Source organism: Gemmatimonadales bacterium (genome assembly GCA_030697825.1).
Taxonomy (GTDB): Bacteria; Gemmatimonadota; Gemmatimonadetes; order Gemmatimonadales; family JACORV01; genus JACORV01.
The window spans coordinates 1-16,419 of the sequence record JAUYOW010000182.1; the positions used below are offsets into that span (position 1 = coordinate 1).

18 protein-coding genes are annotated in these 16,419 nt (G+C 69.9%); 3 read left to right on the forward strand and 15 right to left on the reverse strand.

From position 1 onward, the window contains the following. Positions 1–115: 115 nt before the first annotated feature. Positions 116–1,891, forward strand: a complete 1,776-nt coding sequence (locus Q8Q85_09575) for an ABC transporter ATP-binding protein (protein ID MDP3774502.1) — start codon at positions 116–118, stop codon at positions 1,889–1,891. Here Q8Q85_09575 and Q8Q85_09580 read toward each other — a convergent pair. The 15 genes from Q8Q85_09580 to Q8Q85_09650 all read right to left on the reverse strand — a co-directional run bounded on the left by Q8Q85_09580 (position 1,888) and on the right by Q8Q85_09650 (position 14,983). Next, positions 1,888–2,595: a cytochrome c biogenesis protein CcdA gene (locus tag Q8Q85_09580; GenBank protein MDP3774503.1), complete on the reverse strand. Its 708-nt coding sequence runs from the start codon at positions 2,593–2,595 to the stop codon at positions 1,888–1,890. The two genes, Q8Q85_09575 and Q8Q85_09580, sit on opposite strands and share 4 nt — an antisense overlap. Before the next feature lie 4 nt (positions 2,596–2,599). Next, positions 2,600–3,508 (reverse strand): agmatinase, encoded by a 909-nt coding sequence (gene speB / locus Q8Q85_09585; protein ID MDP3774504.1) that lies wholly within the window; start codon positions 3,506–3,508, stop codon positions 2,600–2,602. Next, positions 3,505–4,077, reverse strand: a complete 573-nt coding sequence (locus Q8Q85_09590; protein ID MDP3774505.1) for an arginine decarboxylase, pyruvoyl-dependent — start codon at positions 4,075–4,077, stop codon at positions 3,505–3,507. The genes speB and Q8Q85_09590 overlap by 4 nt, the downstream gene beginning before the upstream one ends. Positions 4,078–4,090: 13 nt before the next feature. After that, positions 4,091–4,600, reverse strand: a complete 510-nt coding sequence (locus Q8Q85_09595; protein ID MDP3774506.1) for a Fur family transcriptional regulator — start codon at positions 4,598–4,600, stop codon at positions 4,091–4,093. After that, positions 4,575–4,958: a hypothetical protein gene (locus Q8Q85_09600; protein ID MDP3774507.1), complete on the reverse strand. Its 384-nt coding sequence runs from the start codon at positions 4,956–4,958 to the stop codon at positions 4,575–4,577. The genes Q8Q85_09595 and Q8Q85_09600 overlap by 26 nt, the downstream gene beginning before the upstream one ends. Before the next feature lie 56 nt (positions 4,959–5,014). Then, entirely contained in the window at positions 5,015–7,477 is a 2,463-nt protein-coding gene (gene priA, locus Q8Q85_09605; GenBank protein ID MDP3774508.1) for a primosomal protein N', read from the reverse strand. Further along, positions 7,474–8,493, reverse strand: a complete 1,020-nt coding sequence (locus Q8Q85_09610; protein ID MDP3774509.1) for a dipeptide epimerase — start codon at positions 8,491–8,493, stop codon at positions 7,474–7,476. Before Q8Q85_09610 ends, priA begins: the two co-directional genes overlap by 4 nt. Before the next feature lie 2 nt (positions 8,494–8,495). After that, positions 8,496–9,503, reverse strand: coding sequence for a magnesium/cobalt transporter CorA (corA, locus tag Q8Q85_09615; protein MDP3774510.1), 1,008 nt, complete (start codon positions 9,501–9,503; stop codon positions 8,496–8,498). 51 nt (positions 9,504–9,554) lie between these two features. Beyond that, positions 9,555–10,466 carry a histone deacetylase gene (locus Q8Q85_09620; GenBank protein MDP3774511.1) on the reverse strand — a complete coding sequence of 304 codons (912 nt, stop codon included), beginning with the start codon at positions 10,464–10,466 and terminating at the stop codon, positions 9,555–9,557. Positions 10,467–10,522: 56 nt separating this feature from the next. Beyond that, a complete protein-coding gene (locus tag Q8Q85_09625; protein MDP3774512.1) occupies positions 10,523–10,807 on the reverse strand; it encodes a hypothetical protein in 285 nt (94 codons plus the stop codon). Then, positions 10,804–11,079 carry a hypothetical protein gene (locus tag Q8Q85_09630; protein ID MDP3774513.1) on the reverse strand — a complete coding sequence of 92 codons (276 nt, stop codon included), beginning with the start codon at positions 11,077–11,079 and terminating at the stop codon, positions 10,804–10,806. Before Q8Q85_09630 ends, Q8Q85_09625 begins: the two co-directional genes overlap by 4 nt. After that, complete coding sequence (locus tag Q8Q85_09635) at positions 11,076–11,354, reverse strand: hypothetical protein (protein MDP3774514.1); 279 nt, start codon at positions 11,352–11,354, stop codon at positions 11,076–11,078. The genes Q8Q85_09630 and Q8Q85_09635 overlap by 4 nt, the downstream gene beginning before the upstream one ends. Before the next feature lie 110 nt (positions 11,355–11,464). After that, positions 11,465–12,190: a hypothetical protein gene (locus Q8Q85_09640; GenBank protein ID MDP3774515.1), complete on the reverse strand. Its 726-nt coding sequence runs from the start codon at positions 12,188–12,190 to the stop codon at positions 11,465–11,467. Positions 12,191–12,197: 7 nt separating this feature from the next. Further along, positions 12,198–13,652 (reverse strand): hypothetical protein, encoded by a 1,455-nt coding sequence (locus Q8Q85_09645; protein MDP3774516.1) that lies wholly within the window; start codon positions 13,650–13,652, stop codon positions 12,198–12,200. Then, positions 13,649–14,983: a glycine--tRNA ligase gene (locus tag Q8Q85_09650; GenBank protein ID MDP3774517.1), complete on the reverse strand. Its 1,335-nt coding sequence runs from the start codon at positions 14,981–14,983 to the stop codon at positions 13,649–13,651. Before Q8Q85_09650 ends, Q8Q85_09645 begins: the two co-directional genes overlap by 4 nt. A gap of 180 nt (positions 14,984–15,163) precedes the next feature. Between Q8Q85_09650 and Q8Q85_09655 the strand changes: the two genes are divergently transcribed. Together Q8Q85_09655 and Q8Q85_09660 are read left to right on the forward strand one after the other, a co-directional pair. Beyond that, positions 15,164–15,355: a hypothetical protein gene (locus Q8Q85_09655; protein ID MDP3774518.1), complete on the forward strand. Its 192-nt coding sequence runs from the start codon at positions 15,164–15,166 to the stop codon at positions 15,353–15,355. A 390-nt stretch (positions 15,356–15,745) separates the two neighbouring features. Next, positions 15,746–16,419, forward strand: a 674-nt coding sequence (locus Q8Q85_09660; GenBank protein MDP3774519.1) for a Wzz/FepE/Etk N-terminal domain-containing protein, incomplete at its 3' end; no start/stop codon positions are given.

Consider the following 16,419-nt stretch of genomic DNA (forward strand, 5'->3'; position numbering starts at 1 on the left):
GGGGGTGGGGGGGGGGGGGCGGGGTACCTTTGGTTGCCTGCCGCCGCGAGGGCGCGCCGCGTGGGGCACCGTCAGGACCCGCTCCCCGCTCCCCGCTCCCCGTAATCGCTCCTCCTTGAGCTCGCTTCGCGGCCTCCTCCCCTACTTCCACCGTTACCGCGGGCGCCTCGCCCTCGGCCTGCTCTTCGTGGTGGCCGGCAACGTCTTCCAGTTGGCGGGCCCGCAGTTCCTCGGCAGGGGAATCGACGCGCTCACGGCGGGCGCGGCGCACTCGCGGATCGCCTGGCTCGCGGCGGGGCTCATCATCGCGGCGCTCCTCACCGGCGCCGCGCGCTTCGGGATGCGCCGGCTGCTGAACGGAGTGAGCCGGCTCATCGAGTTCGACCTCCGGAACGACCTCTACCGCCACCTCGAGACGCTTCCGCCGGCGTTCTACCACCGCGTCCCGACCGGCGACCTGATGGCCCGCGCCACCAACGACCTAGGCGCCGTCCGCATGGTGGCCGGGCCCGCCATCATGTACCTCACCGAGACGTTGACCCGCATGGCGATGGCCATCCCGCTGATGGCGCGGATCGACTGGCGTCTCACCGGGCTCGGCCTCGTGCCCATGCTCGGGATGCCGCTCGTCATGGTCGCCTTGGGGGGCCGCATCCACCGCCGCTTCGAGGAGATCCAGGAGCACTTCTCGACGATGACGACCTTCGCGCACGAGAACCTGAGCGGGGTGCGCGTGGTCCGCGCCTACCGCCAGGAGGGCGCGCAGACGCGCCGGTTCGAAGCGCTCAACGCCGAGTACTTCCGGCGGAACATGCGCCTGGCGTGGACCTACGGCGCGCTCTTCCCGATGATCAGCCTGCTAGGCGGCTTGGGCGGCGTCATCACCCTCGGCTTCGGCGGCCTGCTGGTGATGCGCGGCGCCGTCAGCCTCGGGGACTACGTCGCGTTCTGGACCTACCTCGTCCTGCTGATCTGGCCGATGGTCGCGCTGGGGTGGGTGGTCAACCTGTTCCAGCGCGGCGCCGCTTCGATGGGACGCATCCAACAGATCCTCGATGAGCAGCCGACCGTAGCCGACCCGCCCTCGCCGCGCACGCTGCCCCCGGCGACCGGCGGCCGCACCATCGAGTTTCGTGACGTCTGGTTCCGCTATCCCGCCCCGAAGCCCGGAGACGGCGCGCCGGCCGAAGCCCGCGGGTGGGCGCTCCAGGCGATCTCGTTCGTCGCACCGGCCGGTGCGCGGGTCGCCGTGGTCGGAGCGACCGGCGCGGGCAAGAGCACACTGGTGGAGCTGATCCCGCGCCTCGCCGACCCCGACCGCGGCGAGATCCTGGCGGACGGCGTCCCGGTCCGAGAGCTCAGGCTCGCCGACCTGAGGCGGGTCATCGGGTTCGTGCCGCAGGAGACCTTCCTGTTCTCGCAGACCATCGCCGAGAACGTCGGCCTCGGCGAGATGGGACAGAGCACGCTGGAAGCGGCGGCGCGCGTCGCCCAGCTTCACGAGACGGTGACGGGGTTTCCGGCAGGCTACGAAACGATGCTCGGCGAGCGGGGGATAAACCTCTCAGGCGGACAGAAGCAGCGCGCGACGCTCGCGCGGGCGCTGGCGCGCGACCCCGACGTCGTGGTCCTCGACGACGCGCTCTCGGCGGTGGACACCGAGACCGAGGCCGCCATCCTCCGCGGGCTGCGCGAAGCGCTTTCCGGGCGCACCACGCTGGTCGTCTCGCACCGCATCACGGCGGTCCGCGACGCCGACCTGATCGTGGTGCTGGACGACGGCCGAATCGTCGAGCAGGGCCGTCACGATGATCTGTTCGCGAAGCGGGGGCGGTACTGGGAGCTGCTCAGACGGCAGCAGCTGGAGGAAAGCCTCGAAGCCGCCGGCTAGAGCCGCGACTTGATGAACTCCGGCGTCAGCCCCTGCAGCCACCCCGACAGCACCGTGAACGTCCCGGTCATGAGCAGCAGACCGAAGAACACGAGCAACGCTCCCGCCACGCGCTCCACGTATCGGATGTACTTGCGGAAGCTCTTGAACCACGCCAGGAACGCCTCGAATGCGTATGCCGCGACGAGGAACGGGATCGCCAGACCGAGGGAATAAGCCACCAGCAGCCGGAGTCCGTGGCCGAAGTCCGCCTGGGTGGAGCTGAAGAGGAGGATCGAGCCGAGTATCGGTCCGATGCACGGCGTCCACCCCGCACCGAAAGCCATCCCAGCCAGGACCGAGCCAAGGAACCCGATCGGCTTGTCGCCGAGATCGAAGCGCGCCTCACGCGACAGGAACCCGATGCGCAACACCCCCATTGTGTACAGGCCGAAGATGACGATGAGCGCGCCGCCGGCCCGCTCCAGCCAGTGCTGGTAGGTGTTGAGCACCCGGCCGAACGCGGTCGCGGTGGCGCCGAGCGCGATGAAGATGAAGGAGAACCCGACCACGAAGAGCGCCGCGTGCAGCAGCGCCAGGTGCCTTCGCTTCTGGATCTCCGCGGCGCCTCCCATGCCGGTGATGTACGACAGGTAGCTCGGCACCAGCGGGAGCACGCACGGGGAGAGGAACGACAGCAGACCGCCGAGGAACGCGACCAGCACGCCGCTACCGCTTCCTGCCGCGTCGCCCGTATCTGCCGTAGTACCCTATAAGCCGGTAAACCAGCTTGGCCACGAGGAAATCGGGCGCCGACATGCCCGGTATGGGCGCCAGCTCGACCACGTCGGCCGCCACCACGCGCTTCTCCTGGAAGACCCTCTCCAGCAGCCGCATGGTGGGATACCAGGTCCCGCCGCCAGGCTCCGGCGTGCCCGTGGAGGGAACGAGCGAGGGATCGAAGTAGTCCACGTCGATGGTGAGATAGACGTCCTTGCCCAGCGCCGCGAGCACCCGGTCGATCCACTGCTCCCCCGACGCGACCTCTTCGGCGAAGACCGTTGTGATCGTGTCCTTCCGCCGGCGCATCAGCCGCCGCTCCGACGCATCTATCGCGCGGATGCCGACTTGCACCAGGTTCACGTGGTCCGCCACGCGCCGCATCACGCACGCGTGCGAGAACGGAGTCCCCTCCCAGGCATCGCGGAGGTCACCGTGGGCGTCGAGCTGGAGCACGGAGAGCTTCCGGCCCTTCTTCCGCAGTCGCGCGGCGTGTTCGAGGATCGGCGGCCCGCTGATGCTGTGCTCGCCGCCCAGCATGACTACGAACTTCCCGCTGTCCGCGACGCGGGCGTAGGCGCGTCGCAGCTCGCGCATCGCCGCTCCCGGGCCCGCGACCGTGAGATGCAGCTCAGGGAGCGTGGCGACGCCGACGAGGTATGGCTCGTCGTCCAATTCGTGGTCGTAAAGCTCGACGGCCCGCGAGGCGTCGAGGATCGCCTGCGGGCCGTTCCTCGCCCCGCCGAGATAACTGGTCGTCGCCTCGTACGGGACGGGGAGGATGTGCACGGCAGCACGCTTCGGATCCGCGACCTCAGCCGGCAGCCCGAGGAAGTTGCGCGGCGGCGCCTCGCTCACGACTGGGATTGGTCGCTGTTGAATGCCACGTACACACACGCGGCCACCACGGTCGTCCAGAGACCCTCGGGCCCGCACTCGGCCGACTGGGTCACGTTGCGCGTCTTCACGATGTCGCCCGACATCAGGTAGGCCTCGCGCCTCTCATCCCACGCCTGGTTCGGATCGAAGGGAACGCCCAACGTCGTCGCGAGCATCGAGGCGGCGAGGTCCTCGGCGTAGTCTCCGGCCACCTGCTCCTTCTGGCCGTAGGAGTGGTGCTCCGAGATGTACCCGTAGTGGTTAGCGTCCGAAGGCACGGCGATGCCGATGGACGCCACGACCATCCGGCTCGGCTCGTTCGTCGCCATCTCGGCCAGCACCGCGAACACCACCTGCCCTGGGTGAAGCAGGACGAGCCCTTCCTGCCGGGACACCAGCTTGCCTTGCGGCGGGAAGATCGAGCTGACCCGCACCAGGTTGTACTTCTCGATGCCCGCGTCGCGCAGCGCCTTCTCGAAGCTGGTGAGCTTTTCCTTGTGACGACCCACGCCGCGCGTCAGGAAGCCCTTGGTGGGAACTAGACTCATCGGATTCACGGTGCTACCTCTGGCCCGGTGGGGTGGGTGGCGCGACGCCGTCGCGCTGCTGGCACTCGGGGCAAGTCCCGAAGATCTCCAGCCGGTGATGGTGATGGCGGAAGCCGTACTCTTCCGCGATGAGCGCCTTCATCCGTTCCAGGCGCTCGTTGGCGAACTCGATGACCTTGCCGCAGCGCAGGCAGATCAGGTGCTCGTGGTGCGGCTGCCCCGGCACCCGCTCGTAGCGGCGGAACCCCTCGCCGAAATCCCGCTCGGTGATCATACCGCTGCGGGCCAGCAGGTCGAGCGTCCGGTAGACGGTCGCCTTTCCGACGTGCGTGCCGCGCTCGCGCAGCTTGCGCTCGATGTCCTCGACGGAGAAGTGCCCGTGCGCCCCGAGGATCACTCCGGCGACCCGCTCGCGTTGCGCGGTAACGGGCAGGTTGTGCTCCCGGAGGTAGCAGCGGAACGCCTCGAGGAGCTGGGGCCCGAGCGGCGCGCCGCTCTCACCCTGCTCGGGGTGCGTCACCATCGCCGCGCTTCCATTCCGTCAGATCGACCAACTCCGCGTCACCGGCCTCGTCGGCGCGGCGCCGCACGCCCTCGATCACCTCGGGCACCAGCGCGGCGGGCGTTTCGGCCGTCTCGTCCAGCTCGAGCGCCGTCTTCCCGCGCTCCTGGCCCTTGAGGTTGACCGTGTATCGCGCGCGGTAGACGCGGCGACGGTCACCGCCCGCCACGCGGCTGACCACCGCTACGCCGTACTCGCGCCCCTCCCGCCGAACGCCCGGGAACACCCACACCGCGTCCACTTCGTCGCGCGGCATCTGCTCGGCGATCGCCGCGAGCAGACGGCCCAGCGAGTCGCTCATCTCCTGCGGCGGTGCCATTGCGGCAAGAAAATACGTTGAAGCGATCGAAAGCAGAAGTGTCGAGAAAGGCGGTCTCACAGCAGAGCCACGGGGTCCCGGTCCACCACGAGTCGCACGCCCCGCGGCGCCGGCGCGCGGTCGGCCAGGTAGCCGATCAGCCGAGTCAATCGCGCCGCGTCGCGCGTCCGGAGCAGGAAGTGCCAGCGCCAGCGCCCCCGCACCCTCGCGATCGGACAGGGCGCGGGGCCCACCAGGTCCGCCCGAGCCGCCGGCCGCGCCCGGAACAGGGCGCGCAGCCACTCGGAGACCGCCAGCGCGCCGTCCGCCACCGCCCGCTCCCGCGTCCCGCTGATCACGCAGTTCGCCAGCTGCACGTGCGGCGGGTACGCCGGATCGCGGCGCTCCGCCAGCTCCGCTTCCGCGAAGCCGACCGCGTCGTGGCGGGCCGCGAACGTCACCGCGGGATGCGCCGGCTGGCGGGTCTGCACGATAACGCGACCGCCGCGCGGTCCCCTCCCGGCGCGGCCCGCGACCTGCGTCAGCAACTGGAAGGTACGTTCCGCGGAGCGGAAGTCCGGCAGGTTGAGCGCCACGTCCGCGTCCACCACGCCCACCACGGTCACCCGCGGGAAGTCGAGCCCCTTCGCGATCATCTGGGTGCCCACCAGCACGTCGACCTCGCCCCGCTCCACCGCGGCCAGGATACGGTGGTGCCCCAGCTTCCCGCTCGTCGTGTCAACGTCCATCCGGGCGATACGCGCGCCCCCGAAGCGCGAGGCGACGAACTCCTCGACCTGCTGCGTCCCGACGCCGCGGAAGCGCTGCGTCGCCGCGCCGCAGCTCCGGCACGCCGATGGAGGCGGCTCCCGGTGGTCGCAGTGATGGCATCGCAGCGTCGGGGGCGACCGATGATAGGTGAGCGTGATGCTGCACCGCGGGCATTCCCACACCTCGCCGCACGCCGGGCACTGGACGAAGACGCTGAACCCGCGCCGGTTGAGCAGGATCATGGCCTGCTCACCGCGGCCGAGCGCGCCCGCCACCGCCGTGTCCAGCTCGTCGCTCCACGGCACCGGTCCCGCCTCGCGCGAGCGCGGCGCGGCTCGGAGGTCCACGATCGCCACCGGCGGCAGCGGCCGGGCGCCGATCCGCTCCGGGAGGGTGATGAGGCGGCAGGTGCCCCGCTCCGTCGCCGACCAGCTCTCGAGCGACGGCGTGGCGCTCCCCAGCACCACGACTGCGCCGGACAGCCTCGCGCGCACGACCGCGACGTCGCGGGCGTGGTACCGCGGCGCCTCGCCCTGCTTGTAGGACGCGTCGTGCTCCTCGTCCACCACGATGGCACCGAGCCGCGGAACGGCGGCGAAGACCGCCGACCGCGCCCCGACCGCGACCCGCCGCGTGCCCTCGCGGAGCGCCCGCCACGCGTCGTATCGCTCCCCGTCCGAGAGCGCGCTGTGGAGCACCGCCACCTGGTCGCCGAATACGCCGCGGAAGCGCGCCACCGTCTGGGGTGTGAGCGCGATCTCCGGCACCAGCACTATCACGCTCTTGCCGGCGTCCACCAGCCGCCGGAGATACTCCAGGTACACCAGTGTCTTCCCGCTGCCCGTCACTCCGAACAGCAGCCCCACGCCGCCCGGCCCGAGCGCGTCGAGGCTCGCGATCGCCTCGCGCTGCTGCCCGGTCGGCGCGCCCGGCGGAGCGCTCGCCGGCAGCGCCGCGAACGGGTCGCGCTCCCGGCGCACACTCACGGCGCGCATCACCCCCGCGCCGATGAGCGCACGGAGCGCCGCCGCCGACACGCCGGCCCGCTCGAGCTGCGCCGCGGAGGCGTGCCCCCCCTCCCGCTCCAGCGCCTCGTACGCCTCCCGCTGCTTCGGCGCGCGAGCGAAGCGCCGCTCGCGGTCGAGCAGATGTTCGAACCGCTGCGCCAACTCTAGCACCCGCTCCCGCCGCTCGGGCGGCGCGGTGCGCGGCGGCTGGGTGACGATCCGCGCCCGGCCCTCCGACGCCAGCCGCTGCACCAGGCGCACGCCCGCGCTCCCCGCGCTCCGGCGAATCGCAGCGAGAGGCACCGGACGGGCTCCCCAATCTCCCCCTATTCCCTTCTCTCCCCTTTCTCCCCTCGTTCCCCCCAACATCCTCGCAATCACCGGCCCCGCCCCGCCGGCCGGGATCGCACCCGCCTCGACATACACCATCGGGCGCCCCACCGAGAACAGCGGCGCCGGCAGCATCGCGCGCAGCACCAGTCCCGGCGGCGCTACATAGTATCGGCCGATGTGCTTGGCGAGCGCGAGGAGAGTGCGGTCGAGGAGCGGCTCAGGGTCGGGGGCCGCGATCACCGCCCGTGCGGCGGCGCGCGGCGCATCCCGCCCCGTGGCCACGACGATGCCGATCATCTCGCGCCCCTTCACCGGCACCACGACGCGGGCGCCGGCGACCGCGCGCCCCCCGAGGTCGTCGGGGACCGCGTAGGTGAGGCACCTCTCGAGGGCGAGCGGAAGAGCGACGTCGACGAACGCGTCGCTCATCGCTTCGTGACGCCGAGCCCCGGGCCGGTGGGAAGAGTGACCCGGCCGCCCGCGATGGACGCGCCGGTAAAGGGGTCCCGCTTCAGAAGCGCCGCGCCGTCCAGGTCCACCACGTCGACCAGCGGCGTGAAGTGCGCCGCCGCCGTGATGCCCAGCGACGTCTCGATCATGCAGCCCACCATCACCATCATGCTGTGCGCGCGCGCCACGGCGATCATGCGCAGCGCCTCGCGCAGCGAGCCGCACTTGGCGAGCTTGATGTTGATCCCGTCCACGGCGCCCGCCAGCCGAGGGATGTCCGCCGCCGTCCGGCAGGACTCGTCGGCGATGATGGGGAGCGGCGACGCACGCCGCACCTGCGCCAGCCCATCCAGGTCCTCAGGCGGCAGCGGCTGCTCGATCAGCTCCACGCCCATCTCCCGAAGCAGCGGGAGCCGTGCGATCGCCTGCTTCGCCGTCCAGCCGCAGTTCGCGTCCACCCGTATCGGCTTGTCGGTCACCTCGCGCACCGCGCGCAGGATCCTCTCGTCGTCGGGTGTGCCGACCTTGATCTTCAGGATGCCGTACGGAGAGGCCTCGCGCACCTTGGCCTTGATGACATCGGGCGCGTCGATGCCGATCGTGAACGACGAGGCCGGCGCCTTGGCGGGGTCGAGACCCCACAGCTTCCACAACGGCACGCCCAGGCGCTTCCCCACCAGGTCGTGGAGCGCGGCCGACAGCGCCACTCGGGCCGCCGCGTTCCCCTTGAGGCTGGCGGCGAGCCGCCCCTCCGCCTCCTCCAGCGCGAACGGGTCCTCCGGCAGGAGCGGGCCGAGCCGCTTGAGCGCCGCGACGACGGTGTCCGCCGTCTCGCCGTAGTACGACGATGGGTCCGCCTCGCCCCACCCCTCGACGCCGTCATCGTCGGTGAGCCGCACCCAGACCACCCGGTACGAGCTCTGGGTTCCGCGCGCGATCCCGAACGGGTGCGCGGTCTCGAGCTCCAGGACTTCATGCGTCAGGCGCAGCGCCATCGTCAGACCCAGCCCTGTCGCTTGAGGAACCAGAACAGCCCTACCGAGAACACCCCCATCAGGCCAAGGGCCGCGAAGAAGCCAAGCGGATCCTTCGTCATCGGGATGACGTCGAAGTTCATCCCGAAGAACCCGCTGATCGCGACGAGCGGCAGGGAGATCGTCGCCACCACGCTGAGGGATTTCATCTGGCGATTCATCCGGTTGGAGGCCTGCGTCAAGTACGTATCGAGCACCGTGGTCAGCAGGTCGCGGATCGACTCCAGGGACTCCACCACGCGTATCGTGTGGTCGTACACGTCGCGGAAGTAGACCTGGGCGGTGGGCGCGATGCAGGCGTGAGGGCGGTTCGTCAACACGTTCAGGACTTCGCGCAGCGGCGCAAGGTGCCGCCTCAACTGCACGACCAGGCGCTTGCCCTTGAAGATCTCCTCGATCGCCCCCTCCTCGTACTTCTCGAAGAGACGCTGCTCGAGGCGGTCCACCAGGTCGTCGATGTGGTCCACGATGGGCAGGAACTGGTCCACCGTTCCGTCCACGACCCCATGCGTGACCATCTCGACGCCGCGCTGGAGCAGGTCGGGGCTGCGCTCGATCCGGTCCCGCAGCTCTTCGATCGCCCGCGGTTCCGGGCTGTGCACCGTGACCAGGTAGTTGGCCCCGAGGAAGATGTACACGTTGAAGGTCTCGGTGTCGTACGGGTCATCGGTGCGGGTGTCGAGCCGCACCGCGCGGATCACGAGGAACAGGCAGTCGGGATACTCCTCGAGCTTGACCCGCGTCTTCGGGCTGAGCGTGTCCTCGATCGCCAGGTGGTGGAAGCCGAATACCTTCTCGAGCAGCGCGTGCTGGTGGGGGTCGCCGGAGTCTATGTCCACCCACAGCTGGCCGCCTTCCTTCGCCGCCTCGATGAGGCGCTGCGGCTTGAGGCAGCGCTCGAACCCGCCGCTGGGCGACATGTAGGCGCTGTAGGGAATGCCGCGCTCGCGCGGCCGCACCGCCTCGGTCACCGCTCGCTCCTCTTCGGGTTCGTTCGCACGCCCCAACTTACGGCCGCCGCTCTACGGAGCAAGCGCCGCGGCGTGGAACGCCGCCGCCTCGGCGAGCCGTGGCGGATCGTAGCCGCCTTCGAGCACCGACATCACCGGCGCCCCGGCCGCGCGTTCACCGATCGCCCGCGTGATCGTCGCGTAGTCGGCGGGCTCCAGCGTGAAGCCGCCCAGCGGGTCCCCGCGCAGCGCATCGAACCCGGCCGAGTGGATGAGCAGCGACGGCGCGAACCCCTCCACCGCACGACCCACCGCCTCCAGCAGGTCCCGAACGTAGTCGGCGGCCGGCAGGCCGGGCGGGCGCGGCACGTGAAAGAGGTTGCCCACCCCAACGTCGTCAGCCGGACCGGTGCCCGGATAGTAAGGCCACTGGTGGAGCGAGACGTACCGGGCGCGAGGCTCGGCGCGGAAGGCATCGGCCGTGCCGTTCCCATGATGAACGTCCCAGTCCACTATCAGCACCCGCTCCGCGTCCAGCCGCGCGAGGGCCACGGCGGCCGCGATCGCCGCGTTGTTGAGCAGGCAGAACCCCATGGCGCGATTGGGCGTCGCGTGGTGGCCCGGCGGCCGCACGACGCAGAACGACGGACCCCCGCCGCGCATCGCCCGTTCGGCCGCCAGTACCGCGGCGCCCGCGGCCCGCCGCGCCGCCTCGAACGAGCCCGGCCCCATCGCCGTGTCGGGGTCCAGCGCCCCGCCCCCCGCCGCGTCAAGGCGCTTCAGCCGGGCAAGGTGGTCCAGGGTGTGCACCAGCAGCACGTCCTCGTCGGTCGCCGCCGGCGCCTCGATCCAGACCGCCTGTCCCCGGCCCACCAGATCCCGTTCGAGCCGCCGCTCGACGGCATCGATGCGGGCTGGCGATTCGGGATGCCCGAAGCCGTTGTCGTGACGCCGGCAGGCGTCGTGGGCGATGAGAGCCAGCATGCCAGGGAGTGCGCCCGCGGCACGGGCGCGAACCAGGTTGAGGAATCGCGCGTCGGTCAGCCGTCGCGGCGGCGGCCGGCGCGGGCGTCATCCAGGGCGCTTCGCAGCGCGCCTATCTCCGACTGAAGGTCCCGCCGCGCCACGTCGATCTCCAGGAGCGCCGCGCGCCAGCGCCGGAAGACCAACCCGAGGCCCGCCGCGGCCAGCACCAGGGCGACGCCGACCGCCACGAGCAGGCCTCGTCCCGCGATCTGGCCGAGCCAGATGGCCGCGGCGCCGTCCAACAGCAGGATCGCGAACGCGACACCGAAGACGAGCCCGCTCGACCGCCACGAGGTCATCGCACCGGCCGTCGCCGCCGCGCCAGGATCACCAGAGGGGAGCCGTTACGGATGCCGATCTCCCCGAGCGTGCGCGTCTCGTCACGCACCAGCGCCCCGCCCGACTTCACCTCGAAGGCGCCCGCGTCCGACGCCGCGATGTGAGCCGTGGCCAGCGCCCGCGCCTTCACGGCCGTGACACGCTCGTCCGCCGAAGCCTCGAGCGACACCGGCATCCAGGTGTCGCCAATGGTCACGCGCACCACCAATCGGCTGGGGGCGGCGGCGCTCATGAGGCCACCGCTGTCGCGGCCGGCGCCGGCAACGTCGAGAAGAAACGCTTCACCTGCTGGTCGAACAGCAACGACGATCCGCGCACCGCCGACCCGCCTGCCGCGGGGACGGCCGCGATGACGATCTCCTCGCCGCCCTGCCCGCGCAGCACTATGTGGCGCGCCGATTCCTGCTCAATGAACGCGCCGGTCGCCGGCACGCGAGTGGTGAAGAAGACGGCCGCCCGCCGCACCACTTCATCAGGAGCGAGCGAGGTCACGATCTCGTGAGTCATCGACAGCTCCAGTCCACCAGGTAATCCCGCCGGTCGAAGATGTAGTAGCAGCTACCACTAAGGTACTTTCTTTGAGAGGAGGTTGCACGGAGCGGCCAAGCCCGGTCAGATCAGCCTCGAGATCCGGAAGGCCTGGCCCGGGCTTCGGCACGACCCACGACGGCCCGGCGCAACAGATCGCGCGCGCCGGGCCGCCGGCGCACCACGACGACCAGTTCTCCCGCGGGCTCGGGCTCCACTTCTGTCACCGTCGTGAATAGCAGGTCCGGCAGCGCTTCGGGCAGGAGGAAATCGTACCAAGTCCCATGCCACACGAACGTGACCGCCGTCCCCGCCGCGCGCTGCCACGCGCGCGCGTCGAGCATCACGTCCATGAAAACGTCGTCCTCGACCTTCGTGACCGAGGGCGCGAGGCGCTCGCCGTCGAGGAAGAAGAGCGCCGGGAACGGCTCGCCGTCGTGACGAGCGTAGTTCGCCTCCACCGCGTCATCGAGGGCTTCCAGTTCCGGAACTCTGGCGCGCCACTCGAGGTGGTGCCTAACCTCGTGCGTCAGCGTCTCCCACGCTTCCCGTCGCCAGTCGAAGTCGGGATCGATCCGAGCGAGTGCCGAGAAGGAGCCGTAGTGGAGGTCCACGCTGGAGCGCAGGCCCGGGCTGTCGTCGCCCGGCGCGCCGAAGTCGTGCGGGACGCACTCGCCGAGCGTGAAGACGTCACGGCGGACCGGGTGCGGGACCGTCTTCCCGGTCACGACTATGTCCACGATGCCGTCGAGGAATGCCCTAGGGAGTTCGCGAGCCATGCCGCGGACCATCGCCTCGAAGTCGCGGCGGCGCATCCGCGCCTCAGCCCAGCGCCGCCTCGCACGCCGCCACGAGCGGCGCGAACGACAGCTCCGCCCCGCAGGCGGACCGGGCGAGCGTGGCGGCGTCCTCCCGCTGGCCGCGGGCGAGTAGGTCCATGACGGCCGGTCCCGAACGCGGGTTGCGGAACCAATCTTCGTCGAAGCGCTCGCGCAGCTGCGCCCGGAGCGTCGCCTCCAGCTGCCACGAACGCAGGTAGCGCGCCGCGTAGAACCCGTCGTCCAGGTCCAGCAACGCGTCCTCGCCGGCGTACCGGAACCCCGTGGCTTCGGTGAGGAACTCGGCGTAACACCCGGCGCCCACCTCGAGCGACGGCGCGCGGTGCAGCTCCAGCTCGTAGCGCAGCTTGGCGGCATACCGGCGCATGATCGCGAGCAGCGCGAAGTGCTGCGCACGCAGGAAGGCGGCCAGGCGCTCGCCCCGGAGCGCCGTGTACCTCGTGAGCCACGCGGGCTCGAGCAGCACGTGCTCGAACAGCATCGCATAGCATTCCGTCACCGAGTTGTCGCCGAGCCAGCGGTGCTCGAAAGCGAGCGCTCGGCCCGCGTTGGCGAAGTGGAGCGCGTGCCCCAGCTCATGGAAGAACGCCCGGTAGTCCACCTGCCCGCCGTGCGGCCGGATGACGAGGTAGATCTCGTCCGGAACCTGAACCGGGGCGCAGAAGGCGCGCGGCCGCTTCCGCTCCCGGTCCTCGGTGTCGTAACGGATCCGTCCCGCCGCCTCCGCATCGAGTCCCATCTCGCCCACCTGCCGGCGCGCCACCGGCACGAGGTCCGGCGCCGGGAACACGTCGTCGAACGACGCGCCCCGGAACAGGAAGGCGCCGTCGGAGCGCTCCGCGTCGCCGGGCGCCAGCGACAGCTCGGCGCGCAACCGTTCCGTGAGGAGGTCGAAGTACAGGTCCTTGGTCTGATCGAGGAAGCGGCCGCAGGCCACACCCAGCGCCTCCAGGTCGATGCCCATGAGAGCGGCGCGGGCCGCGATGTGGTCGCCGTCGCCGAGCGGCGCCAGCAACTCCCGCTCCGTCGCCAGCCGTTCGCGCCGAAGCGAGGAGGGCGCCCCCAGCAACTTGCGGCGAGCGGCGTCCAGCAGGAGACGCCGCTCCCGGCGGGGCTCGTTCGCGATGGCAATGGCGACCCGCTGGTACGGCATCCGCTCTCCGCCGTTCACCACCACCTCCGCCGCCGACTCCCAAGCGTGCAGCCGGTCGTCGAGCGCCGCGACCGCGCGACCCACCCGGTTCTCCACCACCCACTCGAACAGCTCACGGTGGCCGCGCGCCGCCTCCCACGCCTCCTCCCCCGCGAGGTCGGCGTACCGCGCGAAGATCTCCTCGAAGTGCGTCTCGGACGTGAGCCCCGCCCCCGCACGGTAGCTCTCGCGCCCGAGCTCCTCGCACATCCGCTCTCCGCGCGACCGCAGTTCGTCGGCCGTCACGACGTGAGACGCTCCGCCACCCAGTTCGGCAGGCGGTCCATCGCCACCCGGTCCTGCGCCAGCGTGTCTCGGTGTCGCACCGTCACCGTCGCGTCCTCCTTCGTCTGCCCGTCCACCGTGATCGCGAACGGCGTCCCTGCCTCGTCCTGGCGCCGGTACCTGCGGCCGATCGACCCACCGTCGTCGTAGAAGACGCTGAAGCGGGTGCGCAGCTCGTCGTAGATCCGCCGTGCTATCTCGGGCATGCCGTCCTTCTTCACCAGCGGCAGGACCGCCGCCTTGATGGGCGCGATCGCTGGATGCAACCGCAACACTACCCGCGTCTCGCCCTCCACCGCCTCCTCGTGGTACGCGTCCAACAGCACCACCAGCGCCGTGCGGTCCGCCCCCACCGACGTCTCGACCACGTAGGGCAGATAACGCTCGTTCCGCTCCTGATCGAAGTACTCGAGCTTCTTCCCCGAGTACTCCTGGTGCCGCGACAGATCGAAGTCGGTCCGGTTGTGGATCCCCTCAAACTCGTGCCAGCCGAACGGGAATTCGTACTCGATGTCGTAGGCCGCTTTCGCGTAGTGCGCCAGCTCCCCGGCGGTGTGTTGATGGAAGCGCAATTTCTCCTGCCGCACGCCGAGCGCCTCGTGCCACTTCATGCGCTCGTGACGCCAGAACTCGAACCACTCCTCGTCCGTGCCCGGCCGCACGAAGAACTGCATCTCCATCTGCTCGAACTCGCGGGTGCGGAAGATGAAGTTCCCGGGTGTGATCTCGTTGCGGAACGCCTTACCGATCTGCGCGATGCCGAACGGCACCTTCTGCCGCGAGCCCTGAAGGACGTTAAGGTAATTGACATAGATGCCCTGCGCGGTCTCGGGACGCAGATACACGACCGATGCTTCCTCCTCTACCGGGCCCATGAACGTCTTGAACATCAGGTTGAACAGGCGCGGCGCGGTAAGCGAGCCCCTGGTCCCGCAAACGGGACACTGTCCGTCAGGCTGCCCGGGAGTGCCCTTGATGCGCGGATCGTCGGAGCGGAAGCGTTGCTTGCACTGCTTGCAGTCCACCAGCGGGTCGGTGAAGCCGCTCACGTGGCCGGAAGCCTCCCACACCCGCGGATGCATCAGGATGCCAGCGTCCAAGCCTTCGATGTCGTCGCGCGCGTGAACCATCGAGCGCCACCACCGGTCCTTGATGTTGCGCTTCAGCTCAACGCCGAGCGGACCGTAATCCCACACCGAGCCGATCCCGCCGTAGAGCTCGGACGACTGGAACACGAAGCCACGTCGCTTGCAGAGCGACACCAGCTTCTCCATGCGATCGTTGTCAGCCATGAAACCCTTCTGAACCGGGGTGACAGTTGGAAGGCGGCGCATATTAGCCGGCCTCCAGTGGACCGGCAAGCCGCTTTGGACCCGCGCGGCCGATGCCGATGCCAATAGTTGCACGCCCGTAACCAAATATAGATTAGGGACTTGCGTGTTACAACTCGATTTCACAAGTTAGGGGTCGGCATGTCCGCCCAAGCCACCCAGATGCTACCGATGGCCCGTGGCGATGTGGTACTCCGTCGGGTGGGCAACGAGTGGGTCCTGTTCGACGCCGCCCGCGACCGTGCGCACGTGCTCAATCTCACGGCCGCCGTCGTCTGGACCTACTGCGATGGGGAACACGCCGCTGGCAAGTGGTTCGCGGGCATCCCGTAACGGAGACGACTTGGTGCGTTTTGCGCCTGGTACACTCTGGTTTTCTGCCGTCTACAGGTCGCTCAAGCTTGATGACAAGTCATTGTCTGAGTTACCTTTAATAGCGTACATTTGTGTGGCTAGGACGGTCGGAACATTTCTTGCTGCTGGATACTATTACGTAAGCCCTGCGGCAATTCGCCGTGGTTGGGAGGCCCCGGAAGCTCGGCCCGAGGTCGTTGTGCTGCTTGACCGCCAGGCACCCGGGGGGCCAGCCCGGCTCGAGCGGATGAGCGAGGGTGAAGCCGCGGTGCCGGGACTGTATGAGCGGCTGCGTCCCGACCAGACCGACCGGAGGAGACCCTGAGCCTGGTACCTAGAGGACGTTACGGCCTTGGCGGCGAGCGCCAGTTGCACCTGCGCGATCTCGCCCGGGTGCTCTTCGCGCATTGGAAGGTCGTCGTCTTCCTGACGGTGCTGGTGGTCTTCGCGACATCCTACGCCAGCAGGAAGGCGGTCCCGCGCTACCAGTCCTCGGCCACCGTCCAGGTGTCCTCCAAGCAGGCCCTGACGCCCTTGGAGGCCATGAGGGTCGATGAGATGGCCATTCTTCAGACCGACCCCGTCCTTTCCGAAGCGATGGTTCTCTCGACGCAGGCGCTCGCCCTGCGGGTCGTGGACGCAGTCGGCCTGCAGCTCGCGGTGGACGACTGGCAGCTCAGCCGGGCCACGTTCCTTTATGACGCGCAGGTCGATTCCCTCGCCCGGCCCGACAGCTTCGTGCTGGAGCTCAAGGGCACCGGCTACCAGCTCCGCAGCGTAGCTGGGGGCACGCTTGTGGCGGCCGGCGGCTACGACGTGCCCGCCGTCGGATCGGGCTTCAGCTTCCGGGTGCGGGAATACCGGGGCGAACCCAGGAGGGCCCGCGTCTCGATCATGCCCCGCCTCGCCGCCGGGAACATGGTGCGGGGCGGGATCGGCTTCGCGGTCCCGCCCACGACCAGCCTGGTCAACGTCACGTTCACCGGCACCGATCCCTCGTTGGTGCCCGAGATCCTCAACGAGGCGCTGATTGCGCTCCAGAA